General features: G+C 66.3%; 20 protein-coding genes. 10 read left to right on the forward strand and 10 right to left on the reverse strand.

Translation table 11 applies throughout. From position 1 onward, the window contains the following. Positions 1 to 25: 25 nt before the first annotated feature. Together BLR24_RS28225 and BLR24_RS28230 are read left to right on the forward strand one after the other, a co-directional pair. Positions 26 to 1,357, forward strand: coding sequence for a hypothetical protein (locus tag BLR24_RS28225; protein WP_093023654.1), 1,332 nt, complete (start codon positions 26 to 28; stop codon positions 1,355 to 1,357). Then, positions 1,345 to 4,755, forward strand: coding sequence for an efflux transporter outer membrane subunit (locus tag BLR24_RS28230; RefSeq protein WP_093023656.1), 3,411 nt, complete (start codon positions 1,345 to 1,347; stop codon positions 4,753 to 4,755). Before BLR24_RS28225 ends, BLR24_RS28230 begins: the two co-directional genes overlap by 13 nt. Positions 4,756 to 4,792: 37 nt before the next feature. Here the strand turns inward: BLR24_RS28230 and BLR24_RS31150 are convergent, their stop codons facing one another. Further along, positions 4,793 to 5,071, reverse strand: a complete 279-nt coding sequence (locus tag BLR24_RS31150) for an HU family DNA-binding protein (RefSeq protein ID WP_093023659.1) — start codon at positions 5,069 to 5,071, stop codon at positions 4,793 to 4,795. 317 nt (positions 5,072 to 5,388) lie between these two features. Between BLR24_RS31150 and BLR24_RS30825 the strand changes: the two genes are divergently transcribed. Beyond that, a complete protein-coding gene (locus BLR24_RS30825; RefSeq protein WP_175543374.1) occupies positions 5,389 to 5,535 on the forward strand; it encodes a hypothetical protein in 147 nt (48 codons plus the stop codon). A 101-nt stretch (positions 5,536 to 5,636) separates the two neighbouring features. Continuing rightward, entirely contained in the window at positions 5,637 to 5,840 is a 204-nt protein-coding gene (locus BLR24_RS28240) for a general secretion pathway protein GspL (protein ID WP_254787639.1), read from the forward strand. 24 nt (positions 5,841 to 5,864) lie between these two features. Here the strand turns inward: BLR24_RS28240 and BLR24_RS28245 are convergent, their stop codons facing one another. From BLR24_RS28245 to BLR24_RS28260, 4 genes are all read right to left on the reverse strand, one after another. Next, positions 5,865 to 7,880, reverse strand: coding sequence for an AsmA family protein (locus BLR24_RS28245; RefSeq protein WP_093023663.1), 2,016 nt, complete (start codon positions 7,878 to 7,880; stop codon positions 5,865 to 5,867). 121 nt (positions 7,881 to 8,001) lie between these two features. After that, complete coding sequence (locus BLR24_RS28250) at positions 8,002 to 8,448, reverse strand: universal stress protein (RefSeq protein WP_093023811.1); 447 nt, start codon at positions 8,446 to 8,448, stop codon at positions 8,002 to 8,004. A gap of 114 nt (positions 8,449 to 8,562) precedes the next feature. Then, the gene (locus BLR24_RS28255; protein WP_093023665.1) at positions 8,563 to 9,255 is read right to left on the reverse strand and encodes a response regulator; all 693 of its coding nucleotides are present in this window, start codon (positions 9,253 to 9,255) and stop codon (positions 8,563 to 8,565) included. After that, positions 9,252 to 10,835, reverse strand: coding sequence for an ATP-binding protein (locus BLR24_RS28260; protein WP_093023667.1), 1,584 nt, complete (start codon positions 10,833 to 10,835; stop codon positions 9,252 to 9,254). Before BLR24_RS28260 ends, BLR24_RS28255 begins: the two co-directional genes overlap by 4 nt. 164 nt (positions 10,836 to 10,999) lie before the next feature. Between BLR24_RS28260 and BLR24_RS28265 the strand changes: the two genes are divergently transcribed. Beyond that, positions 11,000 to 11,263, forward strand: a complete 264-nt coding sequence (locus BLR24_RS28265; protein ID WP_254787640.1) for a hypothetical protein — start codon at positions 11,000 to 11,002, stop codon at positions 11,261 to 11,263. Positions 11,264 to 11,372: 109 nt separating this feature from the next. Continuing rightward, a complete protein-coding gene (locus BLR24_RS28270; protein ID WP_254787642.1) occupies positions 11,373 to 11,603 on the forward strand; it encodes a hypothetical protein in 231 nt (76 codons plus the stop codon). On the opposite strand, the gene BLR24_RS28275 is transcribed toward BLR24_RS28270, so the two are convergent. The 3 genes from BLR24_RS28275 to BLR24_RS28285 all read right to left on the reverse strand — a co-directional run bounded on the left by BLR24_RS28275 (position 11,564) and on the right by BLR24_RS28285 (position 15,412). Continuing rightward, the gene (locus BLR24_RS28275) at positions 11,564 to 12,244 is read right to left on the reverse strand and encodes a response regulator (RefSeq protein WP_093023673.1); all 681 of its coding nucleotides are present in this window, start codon (positions 12,242 to 12,244) and stop codon (positions 11,564 to 11,566) included. The genes BLR24_RS28270 and BLR24_RS28275 overlap by 40 nt on opposite strands. A 16-nt stretch (positions 12,245 to 12,260) precedes the next feature. Continuing rightward, complete coding sequence (bamA, locus tag BLR24_RS28280; protein WP_093023675.1) at positions 12,261 to 14,663, reverse strand: outer membrane protein assembly factor BamA; 2,403 nt, start codon at positions 14,661 to 14,663, stop codon at positions 12,261 to 12,263. A gap of 77 nt (positions 14,664 to 14,740) precedes the next feature. Beyond that, positions 14,741 to 15,412: a nuclease-related domain-containing protein gene (locus tag BLR24_RS28285; RefSeq protein ID WP_093023677.1), complete on the reverse strand. Its 672-nt coding sequence runs from the start codon at positions 15,410 to 15,412 to the stop codon at positions 14,741 to 14,743. Between the two features lie 201 nt (positions 15,413 to 15,613). On the opposite strand from BLR24_RS28285, the gene BLR24_RS28290 reads away from it, so the two are divergent. The 4 genes from BLR24_RS28290 (at position 15,614) to BLR24_RS28305 (ending at position 18,443) form a co-directional block, all read left to right on the forward strand. Next, the gene (locus BLR24_RS28290; protein WP_093023679.1) at positions 15,614 to 16,771 is read left to right on the forward strand and encodes a porin; all 1,158 of its coding nucleotides are present in this window, start codon (positions 15,614 to 15,616) and stop codon (positions 16,769 to 16,771) included. Positions 16,772 to 16,850: 79 nt separating this feature from the next. Further along, entirely contained in the window at positions 16,851 to 17,150 is a 300-nt protein-coding gene (locus BLR24_RS28295; protein WP_093023681.1) for a hypothetical protein, read from the forward strand. A gap of 14 nt (positions 17,151 to 17,164) precedes the next feature. Beyond that, complete coding sequence (locus BLR24_RS28300) at positions 17,165 to 17,788, forward strand: ATP-binding protein (protein ID WP_093023813.1); 624 nt, start codon at positions 17,165 to 17,167, stop codon at positions 17,786 to 17,788. A gap of 115 nt (positions 17,789 to 17,903) precedes the next feature. After that, on the forward strand, positions 17,904 to 18,443 hold the full coding sequence (locus BLR24_RS28305) for a hypothetical protein (RefSeq protein ID WP_093023683.1): 540 nt from the start codon (positions 17,904 to 17,906) through the stop codon (positions 18,441 to 18,443). Positions 18,444 to 18,455: 12 nt separating this feature from the next. On the opposite strand, the gene ureG is transcribed toward BLR24_RS28305, so the two are convergent. Next, positions 18,456 to 19,106: an urease accessory protein UreG gene (gene ureG, locus BLR24_RS28310; RefSeq protein ID WP_093023685.1), complete on the reverse strand. Its 651-nt coding sequence runs from the start codon at positions 19,104 to 19,106 to the stop codon at positions 18,456 to 18,458. Positions 19,107 to 19,124: 18 nt separating this feature from the next. After that, positions 19,125 to 19,808, reverse strand: coding sequence for an urease accessory protein UreF (locus BLR24_RS28315; RefSeq protein WP_093023687.1), 684 nt, complete (start codon positions 19,806 to 19,808; stop codon positions 19,125 to 19,127). Between the last annotated feature and the right edge of the window lie 84 nt (positions 19,809 to 19,892).

Below are 19,892 nucleotides of genomic sequence, written 5' to 3' on the forward strand. Positions count from 1 at the left end.
GGACATAACGGCCTCGAAAGCAAACATGCAGCTGTTCCCGTTCTCCCGGACTCTGGCGCATTGCGCCGTGGCATCGGTGGCCTTGGCGCTGCCGATGTCCGCGGCCTTGGCCCAGCAGCCTCGGCAGCCCGGCAGCGCCGTGCAGAAAGAACTCGCGCGGCAGAGCTGCGAGGGCCTTCGGCGGGCCGTGGCGGAGGACCAGAAGGGCGCCGCTTCCGGGCCGCTGTTCCTCGCCAGCTACCGGCTCGCCGACCCGAAGCAGGGCACGCCGCTGGAGCCTGCGTTGGTGGGCGCGGCCTTCACGTATGACAACGCACTGGCCGGCATCGCCCTGCTGGCATGCGGCGACACCGCATCGGCCAGGCGCATCGGCGACGCCGTGGTGCGTGCGATGGAACGCGACCCGAACACGGCCGACGGGCGTGTGCGCAACGCCTATCGCGCGGGTCCGATGACCGAGGACAAAGCCGCGCTGCCGGGGCGGTGGGACACGGCCAAGAACCAGTGGATCGCCGACGCCTACCAAGTGAGCACGGCCACGGGCAACGTGGCCTGGGCGGCCTTGCTGCTGCTGAACTTGAATGAGGCCGAACCATCGCCCGCCTATCTGGCAAATGCACGCAAGCTGCTCGGCTGGATCGAGCAGCGCACGCGTGCCAAGAACGCGCCCGACGGCTACAACGGCGGCTGGTATGGCTGGGACAACGCACAACGTGCGCAGACCTGGAAGTCGACCGAGCACAACATCGACATCGCAATGACGGCCGCATGGGCGGCGCGTGCAGCAGGCGGGCAGGCTGACGCGGAGCGCCAGCAGGCGCGCACCGCGCTCGAGTTCGTGCGCCGCATGTGGAACCCGTCGGAGCAGCGCTTCTACATCGGTACCAAGGAAGACGGCGCCACCATCTCCACCGAGAGCTCCGGCCTGGATGCGCAGCTCTGGCCGTTGCTCGCCGCGCCCGAAGGCTCATGCGCCTGGACACGCGGGCTAGATTGGGTGGATAGGAACCATCGCTCCGGCGAGGGCTATGGCTTCTCGCGCAATCCCGACGGCATCTGGACCGAGGGCACCGCGCAGGCCGCTGCAACCCTGGTGGCACGCAAGGGTGCGGCGCCCGAAGCCTTGTGGCAGCTGCTGGCGTCGCAGCGCGCCGGCAACGGCCTGTACTACGCAACGCCCAGCGCGCGCATTTCCACCGGCCTGGCCATTGGCCCGGACTCCGCCGGTGCCGATTTCTTCTACTACCGCTGGCCCCACCTCGGCGCCACCGCCTGGATCGCGCTGGCCGCGACGGGCTTCAACCCCTTTACCGGCAAGACCACTGCCGCAGGAGCTGCTTCACCATGTCCCACCTGATTGCCACACCGGAGTTCCAGCTCAACGCACTCGTTGCGGGGCTCGCACTTCTCCTGATGACATGGGGGCGGGTCCAGCGCGCCTCCCATCGCACGCTGTTCGGCGGGCTCACGGCGCTGCTGTTGATGCGGTATGCGATATGGCGCGTGGCCGCCACCATGCCGCCTTCGGACCTGGGCTTTGAAACCTTGTTTGCGTGGGTGTTCCTCGCCTTCGAGCTCACGGCCATTGTCTACACGCTGATGTCCATCCACATGCTGGTGCGGCGGCGCGACAACCATGCGCTGGCCGACCGCGGTGAAGCCGAGCTGCGGCGCCTCGGTGCCAAGGTGCCGGCGGTGGACGTCTTCATCTGCACCTACAACGAAGAACTGGCCGTGCTTGAAAAGACCATCATCGCCGCACAGGCCATCGACTACCCGCAGGTGAAGGTCTGGGTGCTCGACGACACCCGTCGCGACTGGCTGCGCGACTATTGCGAGCGCAAGGGCGTGCACTATGCGCGGCGGCCCGACAACAGCCACGCCAAGGCCGGCAATCTCAACAACGGGCTGAGTATTTCAGCGGGCGTGACCAATGCGCCGTACATCCTGGTGCTCGATGCCGACTTTGCGCCGCAGCGGCAAATCATCTATCGCATGCTGGGCCTGTTCGCGGACCGCAAGGTGGGATTGGTGCAGACGCCGCAGTTCTATTACAACGCCGACCCCATCCAGCACAACCTGCGCGCGACCGACAGCTGGGTCGACGAGCAGCGCGTGTTCTTCGACGTGCTGCAGCCCGCCAAGGATGCGGTGGACTCGGCCTTCTGCGTGGGTACCTCGTTCATCGTGCGGCGCGACCTGATCACCGCCGCAGGCGGCTTTCCGGTGGGCAGCGTGTGCGAAGACATCCACACCACCTACTTGCTGCTGCGCCATGGCCACGTCACGCGCTGGCTGGGCGAGCGGCTGTCGAACGGCTTGTCGGCCGAGAGCATCATCGACTACATCAACCAGCGCAGCCGCTGGTGCCTGGGCACGGTGCAGCTTGCGCTCTTGCCCCAGGGTCCGCTGCGCGGCAAGGGCTACAGCTTCTCGGCGCGGATGCACTTCTTGCACGGCCTGCTGCACTGGCTCGGCAAGCCATTCATGGCGCTGATCATGCTGGCGCCCGCGTTGTACTGGTATGCGGGCGTCTCGGTCTTCCACGCCACGCCGCAGGCCTTTGCTGCCTACGGGCTGCCGCCGCTCGTGATGTTCTGGGCCTACAGCTACTGGATCAGCGAGCGGCGCTGCCTGCCCGTGTTCAGCGAGGTGAGCCAACTGGTGGCGGCCATGGCCGTCACCAGCACGCTCGCAAGCGCCATGCTGCGGCCTTTCGGCCGGCCTTTCAAGGTGACGAACAAGGGGCTCGACCGCTCGAAGACGGTCGTGCACTGGAAGCTGGTCGCGATGTTCGGCGGGCTCCTGGTCGCGCTGCAGCTCGGCGGCGCATCGGTCGCCTTGAACGGCGAGGCGCTCACGCCGGGTGACCAACTCAACCTGGTGTGGACCGGCATCGCACTGCTGCTGTGCCTGGCCGCGCTCATGGCCTGCGTCGATCTGCCGCGGCCGGAGCAGGAAGAGCGCTTCCCTTGGCGCGCGCGCACCCGGGTCCGCACCGCGGCGGGTGAGGGCGAGGCACGCTTCGTCAACATCGCGGCGGACGGCGCCCTGGTGGAAGCCAAGGCGCCGCTGAAACGCATGCGCGTGGGGCAGCCTCTGGAGGTGTATGTCGATACCGTGGGCTGGCTACCGGCGCGCCTTGCGCGCAAGAGCTCCGCGGGCGCCGAGTTGCGCTTCGACGCCACCTCCGAGGCCCAGCGCGAACAATTGGTGAGCCACGTGTTCACCGTGCCGCCGAGCCACGTCGCAGTCCAGGTGCGGCCATGGCGAGCCGCTTCGGCATTGCTCGAGAGCGCGGGATTCGGCGCGCCCGGCGCGGGCTTCATGCGTCTCTTTCTGCGGCTGTTCCTGCTGGTGATCGCGACATGCGTGGTGCTGGTGGTGAGCGGATGCAATCTCACCCCACCGATGAAGCAGCCAGACCTGACCGTGCCCACGCAATGGCCGGCCGGCACCGCGGCGCCAAGCGCCGAGCCGGTGGACTGGCGCAGTTTCGTGCAGGACGACGAACTGCGCGGGCTGATTGACACCGCTCTCAAGCAGAACCGCGACTTGCGCGTCTACGCTGCGAAGGCACGCGAGGCTCGAGCCGTGTATGCCGGAACCCGCGCTTCGCTGTTCCCGCAGATCGGGCTGTCGGGCCATGCCCAGCGGGCGCAGACCACGCCGCAGGGGTCGCTCAGCCCGATTGGCAACGTACCGACCAACGGGGGCGTGTCCAACAGCTTCGACGTGCAGGCGGGCGTGACCTCGTACGAACTCGACTTCTTCGGCCGCCAGCAGAGCACGGCGCAGCAAGGCGGCGCCTTGGCCGAAGCAGGCGACAAGGACTACGCGGCCGCGCGCATGAACCTGGTGGGCGAAGTGTCGAATGCCTACCTCACACTGCGGGCCGACCGCGCATTGCTCGCGCTGGCGAATACCAACGAAGGCGGGCTCTCCTCCAACGCCGACATGATCGGCCGCGCCAAGGCAGCCGGCGGCGCTGCGCAGCTTGACGTCTATCGCGCGCAGTCGCTGTTGCAGAACGCGCGCGTGCGGCAAGAGGAATACCGCATGCGCGTGGCGCAGGATCTTCAGTGGTTGAACGTGCTGGTCGGCCAGCCGGTCCCGCCCGACACGGGCAGCGCACGTCCCTGGCCAGAGCGCTCGACGGCTCCGGTGACGGCAGGCCTGCCCTCCAGCTTGCTGCAACGCCGGCCCGACCTGCTGGCGGCCTATGCGCGGGTCGAGGCTGCCAATTCAGGCGTGGGTGCGGCCAAGGCCGCGATGCTGCCGACCATCTCGCTCACGGCCTTGGCCGGCGGCATCAGCGGGGACTTGTCTTCGCTGCTCAGCAGCGGCAACAGGAGCTGGGCCGGTGTGCTTGGTGTGTCGCTGCCCCTGTTCGACTGGGGGCGCCGCTCGGCCAACATCACCGCCAACGAAGAGCGGCTTGCGGCGGCCATGTCGTCGTATGAATACGCGGCGCAAGTGGCCTTCCGGGAGACCGCCAATGCGCTGATTGCCGACGACCACCTGCGTCCGCAGTTGGAGGCGCAGCAGACCCGTGTGCAGTCGCTGGAAAAAGTGGCCAGCATTTCACGGACGCGCTTTCGCGGCGGCCTGGAAGACTACTTCTCGAGTCAGGATGCGCAGCGCGAACTCTATGCCGAGCAGCAGCAGCTGATCGAACTGCAGCTCAAGCAGGCCGTGAACCTGGTCAACCTGTACAAGGCGATCGGAGGCGGGTGGAGCAGCTCGCAGGGCTGAGTGCCTGCGAGCCGCCGGCGCAATGCGAGGGTGAGGATCAGCCCGCGTTGACGGCGTCTTTCAGCGCCTTGCCCGCCGAGAACTTGGGACTCTTGCTTGCCTTGATGGTGATCGGCTGGCCGGTCGACGGGTTGCGGCCAGTGCGTTCGGCACGGCTTGCAACGGTGAATGTGCCAAAGCCGATCAGTTGGACGGAATCGCCACGCACCAGGGCACGCGACAGGTGTTCGAGCGCCGAATCGAAAGCGCGGCCAGCGTCGGCCTTGCTGAGGTTCGTGTCTTCCGCGATGGCGGCAATGAGTTCGGTCTTGTTCAAAGCAGGAGTTCCTTTTAAGTTAGAACGGTTGTGAAATCTATCGGTGACAGCACGCGAGTTTGACGGAATGAGACCCTTGATTTTCGAACGGGCCCGCGACGGATGTCGCTGATCGTTCGTCGAATGCGGTCGCAAACTTCGCAAGTCGTGAAGTACTGGGCAGAGTTGCATCTTAGATAGCCCTTCTGACGGAAACCCAGCCCGAGCGTGAAACATTTCCTCGAAAAATGTTATCGGGCGACCTATCTTGACGCCCTTGCGGCCGGCGGCCTCAGGCTGCTCGCGCCGTCTATTCACAATTTCAACAAGGAGCCCCCATGAAAAAAACCGCTGCCACCCTGATGTTTGCCTTTGCCGTCTCTTTGCTCATGAGCGGTTGCGTGGTTCCCGTCTACGAGGGAGGGGGCGCGCAAAAAGGTGGAAACTTCTGCCCGCCCGGACAAGCCAAGAAAGGTAATTGCTGAAGGCGAACAGGCCTCCGCCATAAGTCGCCTGTCATCCCACGCGATCGATGAACCAACCCGAACCCCCCGCCTTTCGAATCCAGAACTGGCGGGGGACATTGATGGCCGCTCTGGTCGGCCTTTTGATCGCGCTCGCAATGGCCATGAAATGGCTTGTCGAATTCCAGGTCGAGGCGGCAGAGCAACGCCGCTCGCTCGAAGCGATCGCACGCGCGGCGCAGATGCGCTGCTTCGAGCTCGCATCGCATCGCGCCACCGAGGCATGCCGGGCCGCTGTCGAGGCCAAACGGGGATCCACGCCCTGACGCCCTGATGCCCTGAAGCAATGGTCACTGCTGACGCAGCTTCGGCGCCCGGACGGCGGGTGCCTGCGGCTTCTTGCTTGCGGCAGCCTCCAGCGGCGCACATCCCGCGAACTCCTGCGTACCCACATTCAGCAACGGCAGCAGTGCAGCAGCCGGTGCCACTGCACCCAGTGCCACCGCCGCACCCAGCTTGAGTGCGACCGCGCCCTTGTCGACACCGACATCCGGATTCTTGAGGGTGCCTTTGACGTACAGCGGGGAGCGCAGTGAAAGAACGCGCAGCGCCTTGTTTCGCGGCTGGATCTCCAGCGCCAGCTGTTCGTTCGAGAGGTTGATGATCCCGGTCACGTCGATGACCGATTCATCGGTGTCCAGAACGAAGGAGCGGGTCTGCATGGCGCCTTGCGTCACCTTGAAATCGCTGGCCAGGCAGTTGAGCTGAACCTGCCTGTCGCCAAAGAGCTGGGTCGCCACCACGTTGCCAATGTTCAAGCCCATGGCTTCGAGCAGAAACTTGCTCATGGTGCCCTTGCTCACCAGCGCTTTCACCTCTCCATTGGAAGTGCCCAGCAGGGCCGCAATGGAGTTGCCGGAGGCGGACAACGCGGCGTCGCCGCCCACTTCGCCCAGGCTGGCGCGCATCGTGTCCAGGCTTGGAAAGAGCTCCTTGATCTTGAGTTTGCGTGCCGACAGCTGCAGGTTCGCTCGAATGGGGTTTTGCCGGCCGTCGAGCCTCGCCGTTGCGGCCAGCGTGCCGCCCGCAACGCCAAAGCTGAGCGGCGTGAGCGAGAGCACGCTGTTTTCAAGATGCAGGTCGGCCACCAGGCTCTCGATGGGCAGGTCCTTGGCATGCAGGATCTTGCGGCCCGAAAACTTGACGTCCGCATCGATGCTGCCCCAGCTTGCCGTGTCGAACTTTTCCACCGGCAGCACCTTGTCCGCCGGCTGCACGGCAGGCGCGCCCCGCCTGGCCTTGCTTGCGTTGGAGTCCGCACCAATCAACGGCGCCAGGTCCTGCAGGCGCAGCTGGTTGGATTGCACCTGCCCGCGCAGCAGCGGCCTCGGCTGCCGGGAGATGTATTCCAGCGTGCCTGCAATGTCGCTCGCACCCACGCTGCCCTTGAAGTCCTCATACAGCCAGCGGCCGCCGGCCTTGTCGAGTTTGCCGACCAGGTGCCCTTCGGTGCTGAAAGGGGGCGTGTTGGGCAGGGTGATGCCGGTGATCGGGTACAGGTGCGCCATGCTAGCGCCCGAGAGCTTGAGCCGCAGGTCGAGTGCCGCCAGCGCATCGGGCTTGGTCAGCGTACCGGCGACGTCGATGCGGGTCGCGCCGATCTGCACGCCGGCTTGCAGCGGATAGGGCTTGCTGTCCTGCTGCAGCGAAAGCACTGCGCCGGCCTGGCCGGTTCCGCGCACCGGTGTTTGCCGGAAGGTGCCATTGAGCTTCCAGCCGATGCCGTAGCCCTCGGCGCTTTCTTTGGGCAGGCTGTCGATGTCGACCTTCAGATCGACCTTTGCCGTGGCATCCACGAGCTTGACCGTCCCATGGCTCAGCACCAGCCGCTGCAAATCGAGCTTCCAGACCGATGGGGCCGTATTGCCGGAGGCCAGCGTCCAGTTGTTCTTGCCGTCAGCGGTGCGTTCGAGCGAAAGCACCGGGCCGTCGAGTTCCAGCGTCGGAATGCGGATCGTGCGGTTCAGCAAAGGCAGCGGGTTGAGGGAAAAGGTCAGCTGCTTGATCTCGGCCAGGTGCGGGCCGGTCTTGCCCCATTCGGCATTGCCCAGCGTGATGTCTTGCGCCTTCAAGCGGGGCCAGGGTACCCAGCGCCGCCAGCCGGTTTCGGTCTCGGGGCTGTCCCACTGCAGGACCAGGTCGCCCTGGATTGCGAAGGGGCGACCAGTCGCTTCGCTGACGCGTTGGCTGATCCAGGGTTTGGCGCGGTTCCAGTCGAAGTTCAGGGCAACCGCGAGGCAGATGGCCACCAGGACCGACAGGATCAGCAGCGTCCATCCCGCGAGGCGGGGGAACATTGATTTCATTCAGACTCCCTTGGGAGGGCCCTTTGCGTGATGCAGCATTGCCGTGGACTTTACCTTCCACGGTTCTGCGTGGGCCGCAGAGGGAGTCAAAGGGGCGGGTCTTTCCGCCAACGCCGCGGGGCTATCGCAGCACGAGCACCGGAATGTGAGAGTGCGTCAGCACATGCAGTGTCTCGCTGCCCATCAGCAGCCGCGCAAAACTGCGCCGGCCGTGCGAGGCCATCACGATCAGGTCGCACTGCTGGTTCTTTGCCGTCGCGATGATGGCTTCGGCCACCTGGTTCGACTTCATGACGATGGCCTGTGCGCTGGGGACCCCCTTGGCGGTTGCGGTGCTCCGGACCGCATCGACCAGGCGCTGGCCGGTCTGGTTGGCCTGCTCTTGCGACGCTTCGATTTCGCGCTGGTTCAGCATCATCGAGCCTTCGAAATAACCGTAGGGCTGGACGTGCACGACGTTGACGCTCACCAGTTCGGCCCGGGTCAGCACGGCAAGGTCGATGGCGGTTGCAACCGCCTGTTCGGAGAGCGAAGAGCCATCGGTGGCGACGAGGATGCGCTTGTACATGGCCGACTCCTTGGCCCCCGGCACTGCGGGTGCCTTCGACTTCAGTCTAGGCACGCAACGTCCCCCCTTCAAGCAAAGTAGCTTGGCTGCGGCCTCTAATCGCAACAACATCGCTCAGCCCTGGCCCGGCGACTCCCACGCAAACCCCACGCCGTAGACCGAGCGGATCCAGTCGTGCGACGGCGTGACGACGCCGAGCTTGCGCCGCAGGTTCTTGACGTGGCTGTCGATGGCGCGTTCCGTCACGTCCATGGTGTCGTCGTAGGCCAGCTCCAGCAGGCGGGCGCGCGAGAAGATGCGGCCCGGGTGCCGCGACAGCACCTGGAGCAATCCGAACTCGCGTCGGGTGAGGTTGAGCGGCGTTCCCTCGAGCGAAGCGCGCCAGTGCACGTCGTCCAGCACGAGGCCCGGCGTGCCTTGCCGGCCCTGGCTGCGGTCATCAGGCGGTGCGGTGCGCCGCAGCACGGCGCGCACGCGCGCCACCAGTTCGCGCGGGGAGAAAGGCTTGCACATATAGTCGTCCGCACCCAGCTCCAGCCCGAGCAGGCGGTCGACTTCCTCGATGCGCGCGGTGAGCATGATGATCGGATGGCTGGTGTGCTCGCGCGCGCGGCGCAGCACTTCGATGCCGTCCAGCCGTGGCAGCATGATGTCGAGCAACGTGAGGTCGGGCGGCGAGGCGATGAGATGCTCGAGCGCGCTCTGGCCGTCGGCGAAATGCGCGGTTTCGTAGCCGGCGTGGCGCAGGTAGTCCTGCACCACCGAGGCGATGTCGAGCTCGTCCTCGACGATGACGATGCGGGTCATGGCGAAGTGCTCCTTGAAAGCGGAAGCGTGAGGGTCACGCGCAATCCTCCCAGGTCGGAAGCCTGGGCATCGATGGTGCCGCCGTGGGCCTCGATGGTCGCGCGGCAGATCGAAAGGCCGAGCCCGGAGCCGCCGAGCTCGCGGCTGCGCGACGATTCCCCGCGAAACAACCGGTCGAACAGGCGCGGCATTTCTGCCTCTGGAACGCCCGGCGCGCTGTCGTCGAAATGCAGCGTAAGGTGGTTGCCCGACCACGCACCATCGACCGTGACGCCGATGCGCAGCCGGCCACCGGCGTTGGTGTAAGCCAGCGTGTTCTCGAGCAGGTTCATGAACACCTGGTGCAGCCGGTGCGCATCGCCGTCGATCATCGGCTGCGCCCGCGCCGAGACCAGGTCGATCGCGCTGCGGTCCACCGCAATGCCGCGTGCGGCGAAGCGGTCGCGCGTGTGGTCGAGCGCTTCCTTCAGCAGCGAGAGCGGAAACACCGCCGTCGTGAGCAAGTCGCTTTGCGGCTCGCGCATGCTGCTGCGCAGGTCGTCCACCAGTTGGCCGAGCCGGATCACCTGCCGATGGAGCCGCAGCGCGGTGCGCTCGTCGAAGGTGCGCACGCCGTCCTGCAGGGCCTCGATTTCGGCGCGCATGGCGGCCAGCGGGGTGCGCAGCTCGTGCGCCGCGTCGGCCAGCCAGGCGCGGCGCGACGCCTCGACCGTGTCGAGGCGCTGCGCCATGTCGTTGAAGGTCTTGCCGAGCAGTGCGAGTTCGTCCGAACCCTGCACGGCCACGCGCGTGGACAGCCGCCCGCGCGCAACATCCTGCGCCGCCTGCGTGAGGTCGTCGATGGGCTTGAACCAGCGGCGTGCCAGCAGCCACGACAGCATCAAGGCAAACACCAGCCCGCACAGCCCGGTGAGGCCGATCACGCCCGACTGGCGCGCGAGAAAGGCGCGGTCGGCCTCGCTCTCCAGGCCCTGCACCGGTGCGAGCATCAGGTAGCCGACGACCGACCTGCCGTGCCGCAGCGGCAGGCGCGCAGCATTTTCCTGGTCGATCTGCGCCCCGACCACGTGCGCGCCCTGCGCGTCGACCACGGCCAGGCGCTGGTAGATCGAATCGGCGGCTTCGCGCGGATCGGGAAAAGACCATGGCGGCGGCAGCGGCACGAACCGCTTGGGCAGCAGGTCGAGCTGAGGCGATGACGGGGGAGGAGGCGGGCGAGAACCGTTCTCGGAGCCGCCGTCGGGACCGCTGCCGCCCGGCCCGCGGTTTTCGTACCAGGGGGGAAGCTTTCGTTCGTCGGGGTTGCTGGCACCATCGAGCACGGCCGCCAGCCGGCCCATCTGCAGGCGGTGCCAGGCATCGTCGTTGTCGCGCAGCTTCTTCCAGTCGCCATTGGCGGCGTAGTGCTTCAACAGCAGCTGGGAGAGCCAGTCCATGCGGCGGATCTCGATCTCGGCCACGTAGGAGCCGAGGCCTCGCTGCAATGCAACGATGGAAAGGCCTGCGAAGCTGAGCAGCAGAACGATCAGCAGCGCGGCCAGCGCCAGGAAGATTTTCCTGGAAAGCGTCAGACGCGGCATGGGCTCGGGAGATGCATGGCCGCATTCTGGGGCATGCGTTCGGGGCTAAGGGGCGTCATGGGGAAACCGTCGATCTTGGTTTCGAATTGCGGAGAAATATGGGAGAACCCGCCTCCCACATTTCTCCCGAATCGAATCGCACGATGCCTGCCATGAATCCGCGCATGCATCGACGTCCGAACAAGACTTTCCAGGCCCTTGCGGCCTCCGTGCTCGCATGGGCCGGGCCGGCCCATTGCGCGCCGCCGGCTTCCGCGTGGTCCTGGTCGGAGGTCTGGTCCGACCCGGGCACGGACACCCTGCTGTTCGCGCTGACCGCCCTTTTTTGGCTGGTGACCCACGTGTGGGCGCTGGTGGTCGTCTGGGCCGAGGCGCGCGCCACCCGCTCGGCCGCAGCTGGCACTGCGGCAAAGAAGGAGACGCCATGATGCAGGTGAAAAAAAAGCCGCGCTTCATCAGAGAGGGGGCCAATGTGCCCCGTCGCGCGTGAGCGCCGTGTGGCTCGCTCGCACCGAGGCGCGGCAGGACAACAGGCCCATGTCGATGCAGCGCGTGGTGGGCTTCCTGGTTTCTTGCGGGCTGGTGATCGGAGTCGTGGTGGCCGCGCGCGGCGGCTGCGCGGTAGATGACAAGGCCGATGCGGGTAACTCCGCGCTGTCCACCCTTGCCCCGATCATGGCCACGGGTGGCCAGGAAGCCCGGATGCCGAAACCCGCATGCAAAGGGCCTCAGGCCGGCCGCTCCTCGAAGACGAAGCCGACGCCATAGATCGAACGGATCCAGTCGTGCGAAGGTGACGCGGCGGCGAGCTTCTTGCGGAGGTTCTTGATGTGCCCGTCGACCGCGCGCTCGTTGACGTCGAGTGCGTCGGGGAACGCGGCTTCGAGTAGCGCCGAGCGCGGGAACACCCGGCCCGGCTCCCGGGAAAGCGTCTGCAACAGGCGCAGCTCGCGGCCTGTGAGCACAGCCGGCCGGCCCTCGATCTGCACGCGGCCCGGCGCATCCCCGAACGCCACCGAAGGCGACGGCGTGGCCAGTCGCCGCCGCTGCGCATGCCGGCGCAGGACGGTGTTCACGCGCGCCACCACCTCCCGGGGCGAAAAAGGCTTGCACACGTAGTCGTCGGCACCGAGTTCGAGCCCGCGCAGCATGTCCGCTTCGCGGGTGCGCGCCGTCAGCACGATGATCGGATGGTCGCTGTGCGAGCGCACTTCCTCGAGCACCCGCAAGCCGTCGATGCGCGGCAGCGCCGTGTCGAGCAGCGTGAGCGCCGGCGGTGACGTGAGGATGCGGTCGAGGGCGGCAACGCCGTCGTCGATGTGCTCGACATGATGGCCGGCGCGCTGCAGGCCTTCGAGCAGCAAGGAGGCCATGTCGCGGCCTTTTTCAACCAGCAGGATGCGGCTCATGGATGGGTGCTCCGCTTCAGAACGAGGTGCCGATCTGGAACTGGAAGCGCTGGGTCCGGTCCGCGGCAATGCCATTGGCTTCGTCGAGCTTCTGGTAGACGATGGGCACCGCGTAGGCCAGGCGCAGCGGACCGAGCGGGGAGATCCAGCTGATGCCCAGGCCAGCCGATGCGCGCAGGCGGTTCTGCGCCTTCCACTGCGCGTCGGTCATGCTCGCGGTGCGTTCCGCGAACACGTTGCCGGCGTCCAGGAAGGTGTAGAGCCGCAGCGTCTTGTCGTTGCCCGCGCCCGGAAAAGGTGTGCTGAATTCCATGTTGAAGATCGCCTTGCGCGTGCCCCCGAGCGCGCCGCCCGTCACCGCGTCCGTCGGCCCCAGCGAGTTCTGCTCGAAGCCGCGGATGGAGCCCAGCCCGCCCGCATAGAAGTTCTTGAAGATGGGGTACGTGGTGCCGCCGAGCGCTCTTGCGTAGCCGAGCTGGCCGTTGATGGCCAGCGTGTATTGCTTGGAAATCGGGAAGTACTGCTGGTACTGGTAGTTGGTCTTCAGGTAGCGCAGTTCGCTGCCCACGCCCACTTCGAGGTTGGCGGTTTGCAGGCGGCCGCTGGTGGGCACCAGTGCGCTGTCGCGGTCGTCGCGGCCCCAGCCGATGGTCGCGGGAATGCCCACCATGTTCTTCGATGCGCACACCACGCCCGGCGCGGTGCCCGTGCACTGGAAATAGTCGAGGTAGGCCTGCGGCGTGCCGGTGTAGACGTAAGAGCCTTCGACCAGCGTGTAGGCACCATTGGTGCCCGGCGTGAAGCTGTAGCGCTCCACGCCGATGCCCAGGTATACCGTGTCCAGCTCTCCCAGCGGCAGCCCGAAACGCACCGAACCGCCGTCGCTCGCCAGCTTGTAGTTGCCGTCGGCCTCGTAATAGGGGCGGGTGGTGTTGTGGAACACGTTGAACGTGCGCGAGATGCCGCCCGGCGTGAAGTACGGGTCGGTGGCGGTGAGGGAGATGGTGCGGTTGTACGAACTCGTGTTGACCTGCAGGCCCAGGTAGTTGCCCGAGCCGAACACGTTCTCCTGCGTGATGCCGAAGCTCAGCGACACCTTGTCGGTCGACGAATAGCCCGCGCCCAGCTGCAGCGAGCCGGTCGGCTTCTCGGCGACGGTGACCGTGAGGTCGACCAGGTCGGGCGAGCCCGGCACCTCGGTGGTTTCGACGTTCACGTCGGTGAAGAAGCCCAGGCGGTCCACGCGATCGCGCGAGAGCTTGATCTTGTTGCCGTCGTACCAGGCGCCCTCGTACTGGCGAAACTCACGGCGAATGACCTCGTCGCGTGTCCTCGCATTGCCGCCGATGTTCAGGCGCCGCACGTAGGCGCGCCGCGAGGGCTCGGCCCGCAGCATCATCACGACGCGGCGGTTGGTGCGGTCGATCTCCGGTTCCGCCTTCACGCGCGCGAACGCGTAGCCGAAGGTGCCGAAATAATCGGTGAAGGCCTTGGTGGTGGCGCTCACGTCTTCGCCGTTGTAGGGCTGGCCCGGGCGAATCGTGACGAGCGACTTGAACTCGTCTTCCCGGCCCAGGTAGTTGCCGTCGAGCTTGACGCCGGCCACCGCGAACTTCTCGCCTTCGGTGATGTTGACCGTGAGCGTGATCGTCTCCCGGTCGGGCGATATCGCAACCTGCGTGGATTCGATGCGGAACTCGAGATAGCCGCGGGTGATGTAGAACGAGCGCAGCGTTTCCAGGTCGCCATTGAGCTTGCTGCGCGAATACTGATTCGACTTGGTGTACCAGCTCAGCCAGCCGCCCTTGTCCTGGTCAAACAGGTCGAGCAGCGTGCCTTCGCTGAAGGCGTTGGCACCGACCACGCGCACGTCCGTGATGCGCGCCGACTCGCCCTCGGTCACCGTGAAGGTCAGGTTCACACGGTTGCGCTCGAGCGGCGTCACGGTGGTGATGACCTGTGCGTTGTAGAGGCTGTGGCTGATGTACTGGCGCTTGAGCTCCTGCTCGGCACGATCGGCCAGCGCCTTGTCGTAGGGCCGGCCATCGGCCAGGCCCACTTCGCGCAGCGCCTTCTGCAGCACGGCCTTGTCGAATTCCTTGGAGCCGACGAAATCGACGTCGGCGATGGTGGGCCGCTCCTCGACGACCACCACCAGCACGTTGCCGTCGGCGTCGATGTGCACGTCCTTGAAGAGGCCGAGCTCGAACAGCGACCGGATGGCCGCGCTGCCGCGCTCGTCGCTGTAGGTGTCTCCGGCCTCGATGCCGAGGGTCGAGAAGATCGTTCCCGGCTCGACGCGCTGCAGGCCTTCGAGCCGGATGTCCCTGACGGTGAACGGATCGGCGGCCCAGGCCGGGCCGCATGCAAGCGCGGTGAGCAATGCAGCGAGGGCCGCTGCGGACTTGGATGGATTCATATCGCCGCATGGTTCCCGCCAAAGTCGGAGAAATCTGGGACTCCCTCCAACGTGCAGGGGCGTGCCTGCGGCGCGTGCTATTGCAGTCCGATGCCACTCATGGCGTTGTTTGCACCCGCGATGTTCCAGCGCACCGAGATCTGCTCGCTTCTCTCGCGGCAGTTCTGCACGTGGTCTTCGACCGAGAGGCCGCCCTGGATGTCGAGCAGCCGCTGCGCCGTGCGGTCGATGGCCTCGGCATCGAGCAGCGGATAGGTGCGCGCGGTGCGCCCGTTGTTGCGTACCAGGCGCGCAATGTAGGGCAAGTCCTGCTGCGTGATCACCGCGGCCGGCATCACGCCTTCGAGCTCGACGCCCTCGCAGGGCAGCAGCACGAAGTACTGCAGGCGCAGTTCGTCGGCCAGCAGGCTTCGCAGTTGCGTGGTCTTGCGGCCGCCCTGCCATGCAGGGTCTTTCACTTCGCGTGCCCTCGTGCACCCCTGCAGGCGCAGGAACCAGCGCGGCGGCGCCTGGCCCGATTTCTTGCGGTACACGAAGGCGTTGCGCCAGGCCTTGATCTCGAACAGGTAGATGCCGGTTTCGCACACCAGCACCGCATCGATCTGTGCGGTGCGAACCGGGCTCCCCTCGGGCATGGGAATGATCAGGTTGCGAAGAATGCGCAGGTGGGAAAAGGCCGGGCTGAATGCGCTGGTGAGCTGCTGCACACCCAGCGACGCTGCGATGGTGTTCTGCAATGCAATGGTCATGTCGGGCTCCTTCGGTTGCCAAGCATTGCGCGGCTTTTGGGAGATTTCTGGTATGAAGCCTTGTGCGTTTGAAGGGCTTGGGCGTGCGCACAAACAACAGTCGGTGCAAAGCGCGCGGCATCGACCAGATTCCTCCAAATTTGAACAGGACCATCCGTCCAGCTGCTCGATGAAGAGCTGCTGAAAACCGGAGAAACCTGAATGAAGAAATCCCTCACGGCACTTGCCGCGCTGGCCGTTACCGGCCTGGCCTCTGCCCAATCGTCCGTCACGTTGTTCGGCGTCGTCGACGCCGGCGTGACCTACCAGTCGGCCACTTCGCGCGACGCGACCACGGGCTTGAGCTCCAAGCAAAGCAAGTGGAGCCTCGCCAACTCGGGCTACAACTCCAGCCGCCTCGGCTTCCGCGGCACCGAAGACCTCGGTGGCGGGCTCGCAGCGAGCTTCTGGCTCGAAGCACCGATCACCAACGACGACGGCGCCACCGGCGTTTCGACCTTCAACCGCCGTTCCACCGTGAGCCTCTCGGGCGGCTTCGGTGAAGTGCGGCTGGGCCGCGACTACACCGCCACGTTCTGGAACGACACCGTCTTCGATCCGTTCGGCACCAACGGCTCGGGTACCAACGTGATCAGCACGGTGAGCGGCAGCACCGGCCTGAACAATGCGAACTATGTGCGCGCCAGCAACATGGTCGGCTACTTCCTGCCGCCGAACCTCGGCGGCTTCTACGGGCAGTTGCAATACAGCTTCCACGAAAACACGGACACCGACTCCAGCACCACCACGACGTCGACCAACACCAACGCCGGTCGCTATGTGGGCGGACGTTTCGGCTATGCGAATGGTCCGTTGGACGTGGCCCTTGCGGTGGGCCAGAACATCGCCACCGACACCACGGCGCTGACCCGCAAGGTTCAGACCATCAACCTGGGTGCGTCGTACGATTTCGGTCCCGTCAAGCTGTTCGGCGAACTCTCGAACGTGAAGAACAAGTTCGACCTCGCCGTCGGCAACAGCCACGACAGCTACAACGGCTACCTGATCGGCGCGAGCATGCCGGTGGGCGCGGGCCTCATCCGTGCGTCGTATTCCACGGTTCGCTACAACGAAGGCGCCGTCGGCATCACCGGCGAAGATCCGCGCGTTCAGAAGCTGGCGCTCGGCTACGTGCACAACCTCTCGAAGCGCACGGCCCTGTACGCCACCGTTGCCCGCGTGAACAACCGCAACGACGCGGCCTACACCGGCAGCCTGAGCGCTGCGAGCACCACGGGCTACGGCAGCGCCGGCGTCAGCTACACGGGCTTGCCGCGTTCGTCCACCGGCTACGACTTCGGCATCCGTCACGCCTTCTGACGCCAAAGGCAGTGTGCGGCAGGGCAGTGCAGTGCGCAGCCCTGTCGCACGCGCTCGTGAACTTGCTCGTGAGTTTCAAATGATCAGATTCCATCACCTGTCGGGCGTGCTCGCCGCGGCCGTCCTTTCGGGTTGCATCATGCTTCCGCCGCCTCCACCTTTCGACCCGCCAGGCAGGGGCCCGTACCCGGGCTTTCACGGCGCCGTGCCGTTGCCGCCCGGCGGCCATGCCGCGCCGATGGCGGCATGGAATGTTTGCGAGGGGCAGCCCGAAGGTGCTCGCCCCGCGCTGCCCGGCCGGCGCGCGGATGCGTTGTCGGGGAGCTGTGAGCGCGGCGCTGGCGGCGAGCTGGAGTTCCGGCCTGTCCCGGGCCATTGAAGGCGGAGGGTTTCATGTATTCCACCAACCTGGGCCTGGGCATCGCCCTGGCCGTCGGACTGGGGCTCGCCGCGGTGCTGGGCTTCATCGTGTCGCTGTTCATCTCCAACGTGAAGGCCGGCAGGCTGGCGCGTGAAATGGCAGAGGAAGCGACGCGCGAAGCGCGCCAGAAGATGAGCCAGAGCAGCGTGCAGGACCTTCGGCCGCTCGTTGCTGCGCTGCGCGATTTCGGCCATGAGAGCGCTTCCGATCAACCCATTCGCTTCGACATCCGGGTTCCACACGAGGTGGTGCCCGTGTTCGGCATCGAGGCCGAGCTGGAAGAACTGCTCTCCAAGGTAGCCAGGTATGCGGCGAACGTGATGTCGCCCGGCGCCACCCTGCAGGTATCGGCGCGCGTGGAAAGTGGCCAGGCCGTGGTCCATTGGCGAGACCTCGATGCGGCCGACGCGAGTCCGCCGCTTGCGAGGTTTCTCGAGGCAACGCAGGCGGTCGCGCATCGCGCGAGCGCGCGGGTGTGCGAGCGCATTGCCGGCCGCCACGGCGGGCGCATCTACGCGGCACCGCACGCAGGCGGTGCGCTGGGCCTGACGCTGCGCCTGCCGCTGCTCGGGCAGGCCGCACAGTCGACGCACTGACCGGACCGAACACCGTAGGTCCTCGCACGTGGGGCTATGCGGGGACCGCAGGACGCCGGGCCTTCGCTCGCGCCATACTCGCGGCTGTCCTGGCCGCCAGTGTTTTCTCGTTCCCATGTCGAAGCTGCGATTCGTTGTTCTCCCTTTTTCTCCTGGCCGCGTCGTTCGCGTGCTCATCGCCTGCGCTGGATTCTTCGCCGTGCAGGCGCTGCATGCCCAGGCCTTGCCGCCTGGCGTGCGGCTTGGCATGACGGCCGATGAACTGCAAATTGCTGTGCCCACGGCCCAGCGTGTGCAGCGTCCGCAGCGGCTCGCGGGCGGGCTGCTGGGGAGCTGGCAGGCCGCGCCGGTTTCCATCGCCGGGCTGGTGTTCGAGCCGACTTTCTTCTTTGCCGGATCGCAGCTGCAGCGCGTCGAGTTTGTCGCGCCCGCGCAGGCCCTGCCCGATGGCGGCGCGGCCGCATTTGCCGAACTGGTTCGATGGGGACGCGGGGTCTTCGGCGGCGAGTTGGCATCGAACGATCCCGGCACCGCCTATGCGGCGTGGACGAACGACGCGGCCGATGTGTACGTGCAGCACGTGCGCGACGTGCGCCGCGCAAGCGTGCGGCTGGTTTACAAGGCGCGGCAAGTCCGCGACGGCAGCGAGCTCTGAAGAAGAAGCGGCTCAGGCCGTGGTGAGCATGCCGCGCTTCTCGATGAACGCCACCACCTCGGCCACGCCGGTGTGGGTCTTGAGGTTGGTCATCACGTAGGGGCGCTGCCGGCGCATGCGCTGCGTGTCCTGCTCCATCACGTCGAGATTCGCGCCGACGTACGGGGCGAGGTCGGTCTTGTTGATGACGAACAGGTCGCTCTTGGTGATGCCGGGCCCGCCCTTGCGCGGAATCTTCTCGCCGGCGGCCACGTCGATCACGTAGATGGTCAAGTCCGACAGCTCGGGGCTAAAGGTGGCCGCGAGGTTGTCGCCGCCCGATTCGACGAACACCACGTCGGCATCGGGAAAATCCTCGAGCATGCGGTCGATGGCCTCGAGGTTGATCGACGCGTCTTCACGGATGGCGGTATGCGGGCAGCCGCCGGTCTCCACGCCCATGATGCGCTCGGCGGGCAGGGCGCCGGCCACGGTGAGCAGGCGCTGGTCTTCCTTGGTGTAGATGTCGTTGGTGATGGCGATCAGGTCGTATTTGTCGCGCATCGCCTTGCAGAGCATTTCGAGCAGCGTGGTCTTGCCCGAGCCGACCGGTCCTCCGATGCCCACGCGCAGCGGCGGCAGTTTCTTGGTGCGGTGGGGAATGTGGTGCAGGGCGGAGGTCATGGGCGTTGTCCGGTTCGGTCAGCTTCGAAAGAGGCGCGAGTATTGTGTTTCATGGCGGGCCGACAACACCGCCAGCAGGGGCGCAAAGGCCTGGCGCTCGTCGTCGCCCAGGCGCATCGCGTGGGCGACGGCGGCAGGGATTTCGTGCGCCAGCCGCGCCAGGATGCGCTGGCCTGCGCTCTGGCCCAGGGGCACGGCCTTGACCGCCGCGGCCACCATGTTCTCGGCCCAGCCGAAGGCGAAGGCCAGGCAGCCGTCGTGTGTCGTGGCGCCGGTGCGGCTCAGCGCGAAGGCGAAGGCCACGGGGTAGCTTGCGGGCAGGTCCGCGAAGACCTCGGCCGTGTCCGCGTGGTGCAGCTTGAGCCACTCGACGAAGGAGCGGCCCATCTGCTCGGTCTGCAGGAAGAACTCGGCCGATTCGCGGGTGGCCAGGACCCACTCGTTGAGCGCGCGGATCCGTTCGGCGTCACCCGCGCGCCAGGCCGGGATGGCTTGCGCCACGAGCGCGAGGTCGCCGCGTGCGAAGCTCAGGTACAGCTGGTCGGAGAGCCATTCGATGGCTTTCGATTCCGAGTCGATGCCGGCCCATTCGACTGCAGCTTCGACTCCTTCCGAATAGGAGAAGCCGCCGACCGGCAGGGCGGGGGAGGCGAGCCAGATGAGCTGCAGGAGGCTGTGGGCGTTGTTGGACGCGTCGGACATGTCAGCTTTTGAAGTGCTCTTGTCCAGGGCGCGTGCGCAGGCCACCGGGTACTCCCCTCCGCGAATGTCCCCCGGCTTCGCCTC

This window comes from Variovorax sp. OV700, from assembly GCF_900099805.1.
GTDB lineage: Bacteria > Pseudomonadota > Gammaproteobacteria > Burkholderiales > Burkholderiaceae_C > Variovorax.